At 75.6% G+C, this 14,138-nt stretch carries 12 protein-coding genes; 6 read left to right on the top strand and 6 right to left on the bottom strand.

All coding sequences use genetic code 11. The features are described from left to right. The first annotated feature begins 82 nt into the window (after positions 1 to 82). Together MJ876_RS22085 and MJ876_RS02965 are read left to right on the top strand one after the other, a co-directional pair. Positions 83 to 1,726 carry a helix-turn-helix domain-containing protein gene (locus MJ876_RS22085; protein WP_240234574.1) on the top strand — a complete coding sequence of 548 codons (1,644 nt, stop codon included), beginning with the start codon at positions 83 to 85 and terminating at the stop codon, positions 1,724 to 1,726. Between the two features lie 83 nt (positions 1,727 to 1,809). Next, entirely contained in the window at positions 1,810 to 2,658 is an 849-nt protein-coding gene (locus tag MJ876_RS02965; protein ID WP_240234573.1) for a sulfotransferase, read from the top strand. Positions 2,659 to 2,674: 16 nt separating this feature from the next. Here MJ876_RS02965 and MJ876_RS02960 read toward each other — a convergent pair whose 3' ends face one another. The 5 genes from MJ876_RS02960 to MJ876_RS02940 all read right to left on the bottom strand — a co-directional run bounded on the left by MJ876_RS02960 (position 2,675) and on the right by MJ876_RS02940 (position 7,271). Continuing rightward, a complete protein-coding gene (locus MJ876_RS02960) occupies positions 2,675 to 3,415 on the bottom strand; it encodes an ABC transporter ATP-binding protein (RefSeq protein ID WP_240234571.1) in 741 nt (246 codons plus the stop codon). Continuing rightward, positions 3,412 to 4,203 (bottom strand): ABC transporter ATP-binding protein, encoded by a 792-nt coding sequence (locus MJ876_RS02955; RefSeq protein WP_240234568.1) that lies wholly within the window; start codon positions 4,201 to 4,203, stop codon positions 3,412 to 3,414. Before MJ876_RS02955 ends, MJ876_RS02960 begins: the two co-directional genes overlap by 4 nt. After that, a complete protein-coding gene (locus MJ876_RS02950; RefSeq protein ID WP_240234567.1) occupies positions 4,200 to 5,147 on the bottom strand; it encodes a branched-chain amino acid ABC transporter permease in 948 nt (315 codons plus the stop codon). The genes MJ876_RS02955 and MJ876_RS02950 overlap by 4 nt, the downstream gene beginning before the upstream one ends. Beyond that, positions 5,144 to 6,034, bottom strand: coding sequence for a branched-chain amino acid ABC transporter permease (locus MJ876_RS02945; protein ID WP_240234566.1), 891 nt, complete (start codon positions 6,032 to 6,034; stop codon positions 5,144 to 5,146). The genes MJ876_RS02950 and MJ876_RS02945 overlap by 4 nt, the downstream gene beginning before the upstream one ends. Before the next feature lie 61 nt (positions 6,035 to 6,095). Then, on the bottom strand, positions 6,096 to 7,271 hold the full coding sequence (locus tag MJ876_RS02940; protein ID WP_240234565.1) for an ABC transporter substrate-binding protein: 1,176 nt from the start codon (positions 7,269 to 7,271) through the stop codon (positions 6,096 to 6,098). Positions 7,272 to 7,485: 214 nt separating this feature from the next. Between MJ876_RS02940 and MJ876_RS02935 the strand changes: the two genes are divergently transcribed. Further along, the gene (locus tag MJ876_RS02935) at positions 7,486 to 7,893 is read left to right on the top strand and encodes a PaaI family thioesterase (RefSeq protein ID WP_240234564.1); all 408 of its coding nucleotides are present in this window, start codon (positions 7,486 to 7,488) and stop codon (positions 7,891 to 7,893) included. A 36-nt stretch (positions 7,894 to 7,929) separates the two neighbouring features. On the opposite strand, the gene MJ876_RS02930 is transcribed toward MJ876_RS02935, so the two are convergent. Further along, the gene (locus tag MJ876_RS02930) at positions 7,930 to 8,655 is read right to left on the bottom strand and encodes an alpha/beta fold hydrolase (protein ID WP_240234563.1); all 726 of its coding nucleotides are present in this window, start codon (positions 8,653 to 8,655) and stop codon (positions 7,930 to 7,932) included. A gap of 130 nt (positions 8,656 to 8,785) precedes the next feature. Between MJ876_RS02930 and MJ876_RS02925 the strand changes: the two genes are divergently transcribed. The 3 genes from MJ876_RS02925 to MJ876_RS02915 are packed head-to-tail and all read left to right on the top strand — an operon-like array spanning position 8,786 to position 14,137. Continuing rightward, the gene (locus MJ876_RS02925; protein WP_240234562.1) at positions 8,786 to 10,360 is read left to right on the top strand and encodes an FAD-dependent monooxygenase; all 1,575 of its coding nucleotides are present in this window, start codon (positions 8,786 to 8,788) and stop codon (positions 10,358 to 10,360) included. After that, positions 10,357 to 12,456, top strand: coding sequence for an acetate--CoA ligase family protein (locus MJ876_RS02920; protein ID WP_240234560.1), 2,100 nt, complete (start codon positions 10,357 to 10,359; stop codon positions 12,454 to 12,456). The genes MJ876_RS02925 and MJ876_RS02920 overlap by 4 nt, the downstream gene beginning before the upstream one ends. Before the next feature lies 1 nt (position 12,457). Continuing rightward, positions 12,458 to 14,137, top strand: coding sequence for a (2,3-dihydroxybenzoyl)adenylate synthase (locus tag MJ876_RS02915; protein ID WP_240234559.1), 1,680 nt, complete (start codon positions 12,458 to 12,460; stop codon positions 14,135 to 14,137). Position 14,138: the final 1 nt, after the last annotated feature.

The following is a 14,138-nucleotide window of genomic DNA, read 5'->3' as shown; positions in this document are numbered from 1 at the left end:
GTCCCCGGCCCTGCCCGAGGGCGCCGGTGCGCGAGTAGCGTGACCGAGGACACACCCGGGAGCGGCGGCGGGAGGGGGAGGCGTGACGACGACGCCCGAGCTGCGGCCGCCGATCGCGGCCTCGTGGCACCGCGCGCAGATCGCCGGGCTCGAGCCGGACTCCGCCCTCGAGGGCATCGACTACGACGACGTCGAGCTCACCGGGTCGCTGCTGTCGGCGGCCGGGCCGGTGCTCGACGACCTGACCGAGCGGCTCGCCCACACCGGGTACGCGACGGTCCTCGTCGACCGCGACGGCCGGGTCGTGCACCGCGCGAGCGGGCAGCGCGCCGTCCTGCGGGCTCTCGACGAGCTCGGCATCGGCGTCGGCGCCTCGCTGCAGGAGGAGCGGGTCGGCACCAACGCACCGGGCACGGTCGTGGAGACGCGCTCCAGCATCGTCGTCCGCGGCGACGAGCACTTCGCCCGGCAGCTGCGCGGCTACTCCTGCTACGCGCACCCGATCTTCCACCCGACGACGCGGCGGATCCTGGGTGCGCTCGACCTCACCGCCCGCGTCGACGAGGCCAACCCGCTGCTGCCGCCGCTGGTCGAGCGGGCCGTCGCCGACATCGAGGCGCGGCTGCTGGAGGCGGGCAGCGCCTCGCAGGCCCGGCTGCTGGCGGCCTTCCGCCGGGCCTCGGTACGCCGGGGCGCCGTCGTCGCGGTCGGCCGCGACGTCACCATGTCGAACCAGGCGGCGCTGGACCTGCTGGAGTCCGCCGACGTGGCCCTGCTGCAGGCGGTCGCCCGGGACGCCGGCTCGACGCACTGCGCCGGCGGCTGCCACGAGGTGGAGCTGACGTCGGGCCTGCGGGTGCACGTGCGGACCACGCCCGTCGACGGCGACAGCGCGCTGCTGGACGTCGAGCCCGCGGCGTCCTCGCGACGCGTGACGACCGACCGGGTCGTGCCCAGGCCGGCGGGGACGACGACGGTCGCGCCGCGGCTCGTCTGCGGCCCGCCCGGGTCGGGCCGCACCACCGAGGCGCTGCGGCTGGCCCGCGAGCAGGCCGGGCCCACCGCGCCGGTCGCGGTCCTCACCGCGACCAGCGCCCTGCTCGACGGACCGTCGGCCTGGGCGCGGCACCACGAGTCCGTCGTCCGCACGGGCGTCGGCGCGCTCGTCGTCGACGGCCTCGAGCAGCTGGACGACCCGCTGCTCGAGCTGGTCGGTGCGCACGCCGCGTCGGGCCGCGCCCCCGCCGTCGTCCTCGTCTCCGCACCGCACGACGAGCTGACCGGCCGGGCCGCCGTGCTCGCGGCGACGTGCCTGGAGGTGGTCGTCGTCCCGCCGCTGGCGCAGCGGGCCGGGGAGCTCGGGTCGCTGGTCGCCGCGATGCTGCGCGACCTCGGTGCGGACCCGTCGCTGCACCTCGTCCCGAGCGCCCTGCGCGCCCTCGCCACCCACCCGTGGCCCGGCAACCTGGCCGAGCTGCGGGCCGTCGTCGCCCACGTCGCCGCGCGTCGCCACGCGGGCGGGGCGACCGTCGACGACCTGCCCGAGGCGTACCGGGCCCCGGCGCCGTCCCGGCCCCTCACGCCGCTGGCGCGCGCCGAGCGCGACGCGATCGCCGCCGCGCTGCGCGAGCACGGCGGCAACAAGCTCCGCGCCGCGCGGTCGCTGGGGATCTCGCGCACCACGCTGTACGCCAAGCTGCGCGCCCTCGGCATCGCGGCCGACTGAGGCCCGCGGCTGCCCACGCCGTACGCTCGGGGGTCACCGCCGTCCCCCGCGGCGGGTCCGTCCGCCTGCGAGGAGGGTGCCCGGTGGCGCTGCAGCCCGTCCGCTTCGGCTTCTCGATCGTCGGTGTGCAGAAGGCCGCGACGAGCACGCTGTACGACCTGCTGATCCAGCACCCGGAGATCGTCTCGGCGCCGAAGAAGGAGCGTCACTTCTTCGACGACAACCGGCGGGACTGGAGCAGCGAGGACTACTCGTCGTACCGGGTCCGGCCCCGCGCCGAGGGCGAGCACCTCGCCTGCGACGCGACCCCGTCGTACCTGTTCTGGCCGCGGGCGCTGCCCCGGATGCGCGACTACGACCCGGCGATGCCGCTGGTCGCGTGCTTCCGGGACCCGATCGAGCGGGCGTTCTCGCACTGGAACATGGACTACGTCCGCCGCCGGGGCATGAAGCAGTTCGGGGAGGCGGTCCGGATGGGTCGCCGCGCGGACCTGCCGCCGTGGGAGGACTGGAAGTTCCCCGCGCTGCGGCGCCGCAGCACCGTGGTCCGGGGGCTCTACGGGCTGCAGCTGGAGAAGGCCTTCGAGGTCTTCGGTCGCGAGCAGTGGCTGCTGCTCGAGTTCCGCGAGACCGTCAAGGACCTGGCCGGCACCTGCAACCGGATCGTCGACCACCTCGGCCTGCCGGCGTACGAGCCGCGGTCGCTCGACGCGCCGCGCAACCAGTCGAGCACCTCGGTCGACGCCGACCCCCTCGTCGCCTCGGACGTCGAGGTCCTCGTCGAGGAGCTCGCCGACGACCTGCCCCGGTTCGTCGGGCTCTCCGGGATCGACGTCTCCGGCTGGCCGTTGCAGCAGATCGTCGACGGCCGCCTCACCCCCGCCGACATGGCCGAGCGCCTCAACGCCAAGGCCGGCATCACCCGCTCCTGAGGGTCGGGTCGGCGGGCTAGCCGATGCCCAGCAGGGAGCGGGCGCGGACGCCGTCGGAGCGGAACTCGGCGGTGGTGGACTCGTGGACGATGCGGCCCTTGTTCATGACGAGGACGCGGTCGGCGACGGAGAACGCGAGGCGGAGGTCCTGCTCGACGACCAGCAGCGCCATGCCGGACGACGCCAGGTCGCGCAGCACCTCGCCGACGGTCTCCACGACGGCGGGGGCGAGGCCGTCGGAGGGCTCGTCGAGCAGCAGCAGGTCGGGGGAGCCGAGGAGGGCGCGGCCGATGGCCAGCATCTGCTGCTCGCCGCCGGACAGCTGCCGCCCCAGGTTCGTGCGACGCTCGGCCAGCCTCGGCATGAGGGTGTAGACGTCGTCGACGGTCCAGGTGCGGACCCCCTCGCCGGGGGTGCGGCCCTTGCGCCTGCGGGCGGCGACGCGGAGGTTCTCCTCGACGGTCAGCGGAGCGAAGACGCGGCGGCCCTGGGGGACGATCGCGACCCCGGCCCGGGCCACGACGTGGGGCTTGCGGCCGGCGACGTCCGCCTGCGCGACGCCGACCAGGACCTGCCCGGCGACCGGGCGGACGAGGCCCATCACGGTCTCCAGCAGGGTGGTCTTGCCGACGCCGTTGCGGCCGAGCAGGGCGACGGTCTCGCCGGCGGCGACGACGAGGTCGACCTCGTCGACGACGCGGCTGCCGTCGTACCCGGAGACGAGACCGCGGACGGTCATCACGGGGGTGGTGGTCATGGGCGACCTGCCTCGGGGGAGTCGGTGAACAGCGCCTCGCGGCCGTCGGCGACGCCGAGGTAGGCCTCGTTGACGGCCGGGTCGGCGCGGACCTCCTCGGGGCTGCCGTCGGCGATCAGCCTCCCGGCGGCCAGGACGCTGATGCGGTCGGCGAGGCGGAAGACGACGTCGAGGTCGTGCTCGACGACCACCGTGGTGATGTCGCGGGGAAGACCCTCGACGAGCTCGAGGAAGCGGGTGGTCTCCGCGGCCGACATCCCGGCGGTGGGCTCGTCGAACAGCACGAGCCGCGGCTCGCAGGCGAGCACGAGGGCGACCTCGAGCTGGCGGCGCTCGCCGTGCGACAGCGACGAGACGGGCTCACGGCGGCGGTCCGCGAGGCCGACCTGCGCGAGACGGTCGTCGGCGGCGGCGGTGACACGGCGGTCGGCGCGCGGGGAGGGCCACGGCCGCAGCGGGCGGCCGCTCCGCCGCTCGACCGCCAGCCTCACGTTGTCGAGCACCGACAGGCGCAGGAACAGGCTGGAGTGCTGGTAGGTCCGCACCAGCCCGGCGCGGGCGCGGGCGACCTCGTCGGACGACGTGATGTCGTCGCCGCCGAAGCGGACGGTCCCGGCGGTGGCCCTCGTGGCCCCCGCGAGCACGGAGAACAGGCTCGACTTGCCGGCGCCGTTCGGGCCGATCAGCGCGTGCCGGGATCCCTCGGCGACGGTGAGGGTGACGTCGTCGACGGCGGTGACGGCGCCGTAGCGCAGCGTCAGGCCCTCGACCTCCAGGAGCGCCGTCATGCGGGCCTCACCGACGGGACCCGCCGCAGCCTCGAGCCGGCGATGCCGCGGGGGAGCGCGTAGACGGCCACGACGAACAGGATGCCGAGCAGCAGCTCGCCGTACCCCGCGACGTACGCCGCGAGCTCGTCGCGGACGACGATGACGACGGCCGCGCCGAGCAGCGGGCCCCAGAGCGTCCCGGCCCCGCCGAGGACGACGCTCAGCAGCGCGATCGCGGAGACGGAGAAGGCGAGGTCGCCGGGGGAGACGAACCGGTTCTGCGCCGTCCACGCGGTGCCGGCCGCGCCGGCGACGGCGCCCGCGACGACGAACGCGGCGAGCTTGACGGCGTAGGTCCGCTGCCCCAGCGCGGGGAGACGGCCCTCGGCCTCGCGGACGCCGCGCATCGCCCTGCCGAGCGGGGAGCGGGACACCACCAGGGCGACCGCCATCCCGAGCAGGAACACCGCGAGCACCCACCAGTAGACGAACCCGGCGATGAGCAGCGGCTCCCCACCCGGCAGGACGGTGCCGGGCGGGATGCCCGCCAGGCCGTTGCTGCCGCCGACGGCGTCCAGGCCGTCGGCGAGACGGTGGGTCAGCTCGCCCACCGCGAGGGTGACCATGAGGAACACGATCCCGGAGGTCCGGACGACGAACGCGCCCGTGACGAGCGCGAAGAGCGCGGCCAGCGCGACCCCGGCCGCGAGCTGCACGACGAGGTTGTCGGTGACGTGCACCCCGACCATGCCGGCCGTGTAGGCGCCGACGCCGAAGTAGGCGATCTGTCCCAGCGACGGCAGCCCCGTGACGCCGGTGAGCAGGTCGACGGAGACGACGAGCAGGCCGAAGGCGAGGATCCGGGTCACCAGCGAGATCGGGTACGGCGTGAGGAACAGCGGCAGCGCGACGAGCACGACGACGACCGCGCCGACGAGGCCGGGGGCGAGCGCGCGCCTCATGCGTGGCCCCCCGCGTGGGCGTAGGGCGAGGGCAGCAGGCCCCGCGGACGCAGCAGCAGCACGAGCGCCATCGCCCCGAACAGCAGGTACGACGCCTGGCCGGGCAGCAGGCTGACCCCGAGGGTCTGCACCTGGCCGACCAGCAGCGCGCCGAGCAGGGCCCCGCGGACCGAGCCGAGCCCCCCGACCACCACGACCACCAGCGCGAGCAGCAGCACGGTGGAGTCGAGACCCGGCCGGGCGCCGAGCACCGGCCCGGCGAGCAGCCCGCCGAGGGTGGCCAGGGCGGCGCCGACGCCGAAGACGCCGAGCAGCACGACCTGGGAGCGGATGCCGATGGCCTCGACCATCCCGCGGTCGGCGACGGTGGCGCGGACGATCGCGCCGGCCTGCGTCCGCTCCAGCACGACGTAGAGGACGAGCCCGATCACGACGGCGACCGCGACGACCGACAGGCGGTAGACGGGGTAGGGCCGCCCGAGGACGTCGACCGACCCGGCGAGCGCCGCCGGCGCCGAGACCCGCTCGGGGTCGGAGCCGAACAGCTCGCGCAGCACGTCGGCCGCGATGAGGGCGACCCCGAGCGTGAGCAGCGCCTGCCGCAGGTGGTCGTTGATCGCACTGGTCATGGCGGCCAGGGCGGCCCCCAGCGCGGCGCCGACCGCCGCCGCCAGCAGCGCGGCGAGCACGAAGACGCCGAGGGAGGCGTCCTCGTCGACCAGCGCGACCCCGAGGTAGGCCCCGATCAGCGACAGGCTGCCGTGGGCCAGGTTGAGCACGTCCATGGTGCCGAACACCAGGGACAGCCCCACGGCGATGAGGAACAGCAGTGCCGCCAGCGCGAAGCCGTTGAGCACGCTGATCAGGTTGGCGTCGAGCCAGCCCATGGGTGGGGTTCTCCTCTGCTCGGTCTGCGGGGTCCCGCCGGGCCGGGGCCCGGGGCGGGGGTCAGTTCAGCTCGCCCTGGACGACGTTGCCCGGGGCGCCGTCGACCATCTCGACCTCGCGCAGGAAGTAGGTCTGCTCGGGGTTGTGCTCCTCGTCGAAGCTCCAGGGGCCGCGGGGGCTGTCGGAGAACTCGCCGACCTCGCCGAGCGCGGCGGCGATGTCCGCGCCGCTGGTCCCGTCGGAGACCTCCAGCGCGGCGTCGAGCGCGGCGGCGGCGTCGTAGGCCTGCACGGCGTACGTCGTCGGCTGGGCGTCGTAGGCCTCGACGTAGGCGTCCACGAACTCGGTGTTCTCGGGCGTGTCGAGCAGGTTCGAGTAGTGCATCGCGGTCTGCACGCCCTCGGCCGCGTCGCCCTGCGCCTCGAGCACGCCACCCTCGGTGAGGAAGCCGGGGCCGTAGAGGGGGAGGTCCTCGGCTGCGCCGAACTCGCGGTACTGCTGCACGAAGCTCACGGCCTCCGCCCCGGCGTAGAAGGCGTAGATCGCGCCCGCGTCGGAGTTCTGCGCCCGGGTGAGGAACGGCTGGTAGTCGGAGGTGGTGCCGAACGGGGTGAGGGACTCGCCCGCGACGGTGCCGCCGGCGGCCTCGAACGCCTCGCGGAAGCCCGCGATGGACTCCTCGCCCGCGGCGTAGTCGGAGGCCATGAGGTAGACGGGCTCGTCGCCGACGTCCTCGGCCACCTGCTCGCCGAGCGAGGCGGCGATGCCGCCGTTGGTGAACGACGTCCGCCACACCCACTCGCCGCCGTCGGCGAGGTCGTCGGCGCCCGCGTTGGCGACGATGAGCGGCACCTCGGAGGAGGCGAGCCCCTCCTTGACGCCGAGCGCGGTGGCGGAGTTCACGATGCCGACGACGACGTCGGCCTGGTCCTGGGTGATGACGCGGGTCGTCGCGGGGACGCCGACGTCCGGGCCCTCGCCCTCGTCGGCGGTGACCACCTCGACGTCGCGACCGCCCAGCTGGCCGTCGTTCTGCTCGAGGTAGAGCTCCCAGCCGCGGGTCATGTCGACGCCGAGCGGCTCGTAGACGCCGGAGGCGGGGAGCACGAGGCCGACGGTGACGCTGTCGTCGCCGCCGCCCCCCGAGTCCTCGGAGAGCGAGCCGCCGCCGCAGCCGGCGAGGGCGAGGGCGGCGGTGGAGAGGAGGGCGGCCGGGGCGAGGCGACGTGTGCGCACGAGGAGCTCCTGGGGCTGGGTCCGAGTCTGGGGCCGAGGCTGGGTGTGAGGCGGGTGTGAGGCGGGTGTGAGGCGGGTGTGACGTAGGTCATGCGAGGGGGTGGCCCGAAAGGTTCTACACAAGTAGCGCGTTCGTCAAGGCTTCTGTCACATGTAGTGACGTGTCGTGACCTGCCCGACCCGGGACGGCGGGGCGCGGGGGAGGATGGCCGGCATGACTGGGACGACCGGGCCGATGAGCGGGATGCTGGGACCCTTCGCCGAGTTCCTCGGCCTCGAGCTGACGGAGGCGTCGGGCGACCGCGTGGCGTGCACCTGGGAGGCGCGGCCGGCGCTGCACCAGCCGTACGGGATCGTCCACGGCGGCGTGCACTGCAGCGTCGTCGAGACGCTGGCGAGCATCGGTGCCGCGACGTGGCTGGGCGAGGACGGCCAGGTGGTGGGCGTCTCGAACACCACGGACTTCCTGCGGGCCACCAGGGACGGTGCCCTGACCTCCGTGGCGACCCCGGTCCACCGGGGCCGCCTCCAGCAGGTCTGGGACGTCGTCACCACCCAGGGCGACCGCGTCGTCTCCCGGGGCAGCGTGCGCCTGCAGAACCTCGCCGCCGACCACGTCTGAGTCGGGCGCTCGGCGCACCGACGGTGGTGACGACCGTCAGTCGGCGGCCTCGACCAGCGCCCCCGCGATCGCGGCGGGAGCGGTGAAGAGCGACTCGTGGCTGCCGACGGTCTCGACGACGCGGGTGTCGGGCAGGCGGTCCGGGAACCGGGGCGCCCAGCCGAACGGTCCCGGCGGGAGGGCGATGTCGTCCGGCGAGATGACGTACGACGTGGGCACGCCGAGGTCGCCGGGGCCGGAGCCGACCGCGTCGGTGAAGGTGGCGTAGGGGTGCGGCTTCATCAGCGAGTGGGCCAGCACCTGCTCGTGTGGTGAGGCGTCCTGCATGAACCCGCCCTGCCAGACCTCGAGCGGCATGGCGACGGTGTTGTCGTCCGACGCGCCCGCGAGCTGGTCGAAGAGGCCCTGGTAGTCCGGCGGCACGAGGTCGTAGAGCGACTCCCCGGCCTCGGGCACGAACGCCGAGAAGTAGACGAGCCGGGAGAGCCTGTCGCGCAGCCGCGGCGCGGCCGCGGTCAGGACCATGCCGCCCCACGAGTGGCCGACGAGGACGACGTCGTGCAGGTCGGCGCGCTCGACGACCCCGACCAGGTGGTCGACGACGTCGGCCAGGCCGACGCCGCGTGGGTCGTCGTCCCCGAGACCGGGCGCGGTCGGCTGCAGGGCGACGGTGTGACCGGCGGCGCGGAGGTGGGCGGCGACGGGGTTGTACCCCCAGCCGCCGTGCCAGGCGCCGTGCATGAGGACGAAGGTGTGGGACATGGGCTCTCTCTCCTCGGGTGGGGCGGGTGCGGGGGTCGACCGGCGCTGCCGCCGACCTTAGTGCAACATCATCTGAACGGCCACCGTCAGTCTGTTGCAGTTGGGCTTCCGGCTGGCCTACGGTGAGGCCATGCCCCGCCGCATCGCGATCGTCGGGGGCGGACCCGGGGGGTTGTTCCTCGCGGCGCTGCTCCGCACCCGCCGCCCGGACCTCGACGTCACCGTCCTCGAGCGCAACGGCCGCGACGACGCCTTCGGCTTCGGTGTCGTCTTCTCCGACGCCACCCTCAAGGCCATCGACGCCGCCGACCCGGTCCTGCGCGACGGCCTGCGCGACCACGGCGAGCACTGGGACCGGATCGAGGTCCGGCAGGCGACGGACGACCACCCCGAGGGGACCGTCCGCCACGGGTTCTCGGGCAACGGCATGGCCGCCATCCACCGGCGCACCCTGCTGCGCCTGCTGCAGGAGAACGCCGAGCGCGCCGGCGCGGAGCTCCGCTTCTCGACCCCCGTGCCGGACGTCGGCGCCCTGGCCGCGTCGTACGACCTGGTGGTGGGCGCCGACGGCACGAGCTCCACGGTCCGCGCCTGGCTCTCCGACGCCGTCGACCTCGGACACTCCGTGCAGGAGGCGACGGCCCACTTCATCTGGTTCGGCACGACGTACCGCTTCGACGGCCTGACCTTCCTGCACCGCGCCTCGGAGCACGGCCACTTCGCGGTGCACGGCTACCCGATCAGCGACGAGCTCGGCACGTTCATCGTCGAGACCGACCCCGGCACGTGGCGCCGCGCGGGGATGGACCGCTTCGACGTGACCCAGCCGCCCGGACCCTCCGACCTCGAGACGCAGCACTACCTCGAGAAGCTGTTCGCCGACGACGTCGACGGCCACGGGCTCGTGGCGAACAACTCCCGGTGGGGCCGCTTCCGCACGCGTCGCACGCGCCGGTGGCACCACGTCGACACCGCGGGCGCCGTGGTGCTCCTCGGCGACGCCGTGCACACCGCCCACTTCTCCGTCGGCTCCGGCACGAAGATGGCGATGGAGGACGCCGTGACGCTCTCGGAGCAGCTCGCCGGCGTCGACGACCTCGGCGACGCCGCCGCGCTGGAGGCCGCCCTGGCGTCGTACGCCGAGCAGCGGAAGCGCTCGGTGGGCCGCATCCAGGACGCCTCCGTGCCGAGCCTCGGGTGGTGGGAGCGGTTCGGGCGCTACCGCGACGCCCTCGACCCGCTGACGTTCGCCTTCCACTTCTTCTCGCGCAGCATCGGCGTCGACAAGATCGCCCAGCGCGACCCCGACCTCGCCCGCGACGTCCGTGCCGCCTGGCTCGCCGCCCACCGGACCCCGGCCCTCGAGACGCCCTGGCGGGCGGACGGGGTCGCCCTGGGCCGGCGGCTCGTGGTCGACGGCCGGACCCTGGTCGACGCGACCTCCGGGCTCCGGGTCCCCGCCACGGTCGTCACCGCCCCCGAGGACGCGGACGACCTGCCGGCCGCCCTCGCCGCGCTGCCGTCCGCCGGCGTCGTGGCCGTGACCGGCGGGACGGCGTACACGCGCGGCGTGCTCGCCGAGGAGGCCCGGCTGTGGTGCGGGCTCGGCGCGGTCCTCGTGACCCCCGCCGACGAGACGCCGGACGACGCCGCCCTCGAGACCCTGCTGCTGTCGGCCCGGGCCGACGGGGTGGCGACGCGATGAGGCGGCCCCGGGACCTGACCCCGCTCCTCGACCCCCGCGCCGTCCTGCTGGTCGGGGCCTCCAGCGACCACGCCAAGCTCGGCGGCGCCATGGCCGCCTCGCTGGCGTCGTACGACCGGCCCGTCGCGCTGGTCAACGCCCGCGGCGGCGAGGGGATGCACACCGACGTCGCCGCCGCGGCCGCCGCCCTCGACGCGACGCCCGACCTGGCCGTCCTCTGCGTCCCCGCGCCCGCGTGCCCCGACGTGCTCGAGGAGTGCGCCGCCGTCGGCGTCCGGGCCGCGCTGGTCTGCGCCGGCGGGTTCGCCGAGCTCGGCGGCGAGGGCGCCGAGGCCGGTGCCGCGCTGCAGTCGCGGCTCGCCGGCGTGGCCGCCCGGCACGACCTGGCGGTGCTCGGCCCGAACACGTCCGGCTTCGTCGTCCCCGCTCTCGACCTGCGGGCAAGCTTCGTGCCCGGCGTCGCCCGCGTCGCCGACGGCGCCGTGGCCGTGGTCGCCGCCAGCGGCGGGCTGAACCACGCGCTGATGTTCGCCCTCGAGCGGGCCGGGCAGGGCGTCAGCCTGGGCGTCGGCGTGGGCGCCGGGACGTCCGTGGACGCCGTCGACCTCCTCGCCCACGCGGCCACGGACCCCCGCACCCGGGCGGTCGCGCTGCACCTCGAGACCGTGCCGGACGGCGTCGCCCTGCTGGACGCCGTCCGCACGACCACGGCCACCACCCCGGTCGTGGCGCTCGTCGTCGGCGAGCACGACCTCGGTGACTTCGCGACGTCCCACACCGGCGCGCTCGCCACGTCGTGGCGCACCACCCGCGCGCTGCTCGAGCAGGCCGGCGCCGTCGTGGTGGACGACGAGGAGCAGCTCGTCGCCGCCGCCTCGACGCTCGCCGCCACCCGCCTCACGCCCCACCCCGACCCCGGGGTCGGGCTCGTCACCGCCCAGGCAGGCCCCGGGCTGCTCGTCACCGACGCCCTGCTGGGCGCCGGCGTCCGGGTCCCGGAGCTGGGCGGCGCCGCCCGCGACAGGCTCGCCGGCCTGCTGCCGCCGATGACGCACCTCGGCAACCCCGTCGACACGGGCCGGCCCGGTCCCCGCCACGGCGAGGTCCTCACCGCCGTCGCCGCCGACCCGGGCGTCGACCTGGTCGCGGTCTACGCCCTCGCCGAGCCCGTGGTCGACCTGCCCGCCTCCGTCGCGGCCGCCGACCTCGGCGACGCCGCGGTCGTCGTCGGGCTCGACGGCTCCGCCGACGAGGTCGGCATCGGGCGCCGCGACGCCGCCAAGCGGGGCCTGGCCTGCCAGGTCGGCGCCCGGGGCCTGGTGTCCGGGCTCGTCGGCCTGGTCGCCGACGCCCGCACCCGCCACCGCGGCCTCGACGACGTCGTCGCCGGCACCGGCTGGGTCGGGGCGACGGACGGCGCCTGGGACGAGGCCCGCGCGAAGGACCTCCTCGACGCCCTCGGCGTCCCGACCCCCGCGCGGGCGGTCGTGACCGAGGCCGACGCCCGCGGCGCGATCCGTGCGCTCGGCGGGCCCGCCGTGCTCAAGGTCTGCGACCCCGCCGTCGCCCACAAGACCGACGTCGGCGGCGTCGTCGTCGGCGTCACCGAGGCGACCCTGGACGACGCGCTGGCCCGCGTGCGGCCCCTGGGTGCCGAGCGCCTCATCGTCGAGGAGCTCGTACCGGACGGGCTCGACCTCGTCGTGGGCGCCCGCCGCGACCCCGTCTTCGGACCCGTCGTGCTCGTCGGGGTCGGCGGCGTCGCCACCGAGGTGCACGCCGACGTCGCGCTCGCCGGCGTCCCCGCCACCCGGGCGCAGCTCACGGCGCTGCCCGGGCGGCTCCGCGCCCGTGCCCTGCTCGCGGGCCACCGCGGCGGCCCCGTCGTGGACGTGGACGCGCTCGCGGACCTGCTGGCCGACCTCGGACGGCTGCTGCTCGACCACCCCGGGCTCGAGGAGGTCGAGATCAACCCGCTGCGGGTCACCCCCGGTGACGGCGCCGCGGGCTGGGTCGCCCTCGACGCCCTGGTCGTCCCGACCACGACCCGCCCGACCACCCGCGCGACCACCCGCCCCACCGACCAGGAGGACTGACGTGCCGCACCACACCCGCGACGGCGTCGTGCCGTGGCCGCCCGAGGTGGCCGCTCGCTACCGCGCGGCCGGCTACTGGCTCGACCGCACCCTCGGCGACCTGCTGTGGGAGACAGCGGACGCCCGCCGCGACGAGGTCGCCGTGGTCGACGCCGCGCAGCAGCCCGCCACCCGTCTGACGTACGGCGAGCTGACCGCCCGCGCGGACGCCGCGGCCCTGCGCCTGGGCGACCTCGGCCTGGAGCCCGACGACCGGCTGCTCGTGCAGCTGCCGAACGGCTGGGAGTTCGTCGTCCTCACCCTCGCGTGCTTCCGCTCCGGGGTGATCCCCGTGATGGCGCTGCCCGCGCACCGCCGCCACGAGCTCGAGCACCTCGCGTCGGTGTCGGAGGCGCGCGCGATCGCCGTCCCCGGCGTGCTGCGCGGCTTCGACCACCAGGGGCTGGCCCACGAGCTGGCCGTCGACCTGCCGGACCTCGCCCACGTCCTCGTCCTCGGCGAGCCCACCGGCGGCGCGCACGACCTCGCCGCGCTCCTCGCCCCGCCTGCCGGGGCCGACGCCGCGGACCTGCGCGCCCGGGTCGACGCCCTGGACCCCGACCCGGCCTCGCCCGCCTGCTTCCTCATCTCCGGAGGCACCACCGGCCTGCCGAAGCTCATCACCCGGACGCACGACGACTACGCCTGCAACGTCCGGGCCACCGCCGCGACGTGCGCGCTGGGCCCGGACGACGTCTACCTCGGCACGCTGCCGGCGTCCCACAACTTCCCGCTGGCCTGCCCCGGCGTGCTCGGCACGCTGCTCGTCGGCGGCCGGGTCGTGATGCTGCCCAGCCCCGAGCCCGAGCGCGCGATGCGCACGATCGAGGCCGAGGGCGTGACCGTGTCGGCCGCCGTCCCCGCCGTCGCCCAGGCGTGGGTCGATCACCGCCAGGCGCACCCCGGCGCCCACGACCTGTCGACGCTGCGGGTCCTGCAGGTCGGCGGATCGCGGCTGCCCGACGCGTACGCCGCGAGGATCGCCCCGGTCCTCGGCTGCACCCTGCAGCAGGTGTTCGGCATGGCCGAGGGTCTCATCAACACCACCCGCCTCGACGACCCGGAGGAGGCGATCTGCCGCACGCAGGGTCGCCCCGTGCACGAGGCCGACGAGGTGCGGATCCTCGACCCGCTCGGGGCGGACCTGCCCGACGGCGAGCCCGGCTCGATCGTCACCCGCGGGCCGTACACGCCGCGCGGCTACTACCGCGCCCCCGCGGCCGACGCGCGGGCGTTCGTCGACGACGGCTGGTACGCCTCCGGCGACGTCGTCCTCCGGCGCAGTGACGGCAACCTCGTCGTCCAGGGCCGCGACAAGGACATGATCAACCGGGGCGGCGAGAAGATCTCCGCCGAGGAGGTCGAGACCCTCGTGTACGCCATGGACGCCGCCGAGATGGTCGCCGCCGTCTCGATGCCCGACGAGCGGCTCGGCGAGCGGCTGTGCGTGTACGTCGTGCCCAAGGCGGGCCACGAGGTCACGCTGGAGGCGGTCCGCGCGCACTTCGACGCGTCCGGCGTCGCGGCGTACAAGTGGCCGGAGCGGCTCGAGCTCGTGACGGCGCTGCCCATGACCAAGGTCGGCAAGATCGACAAGAAGGCGCTCCGCGAGCGCCTGACCCTCACCACCGCAGGGAGCTGAG

Origin of the sequence: Nocardioides sp. CFH 31398, assembly GCF_022436705.1 — a bacterium.
In the GTDB taxonomy this organism is placed as follows: domain Bacteria; phylum Actinomycetota; class Actinomycetes; order Propionibacteriales; family Nocardioidaceae; genus Nocardioides.
The sequence above is the reverse complement of the archived record's forward strand: the minus strand, read 5'-3'. Positions and strand labels throughout refer to the sequence as shown.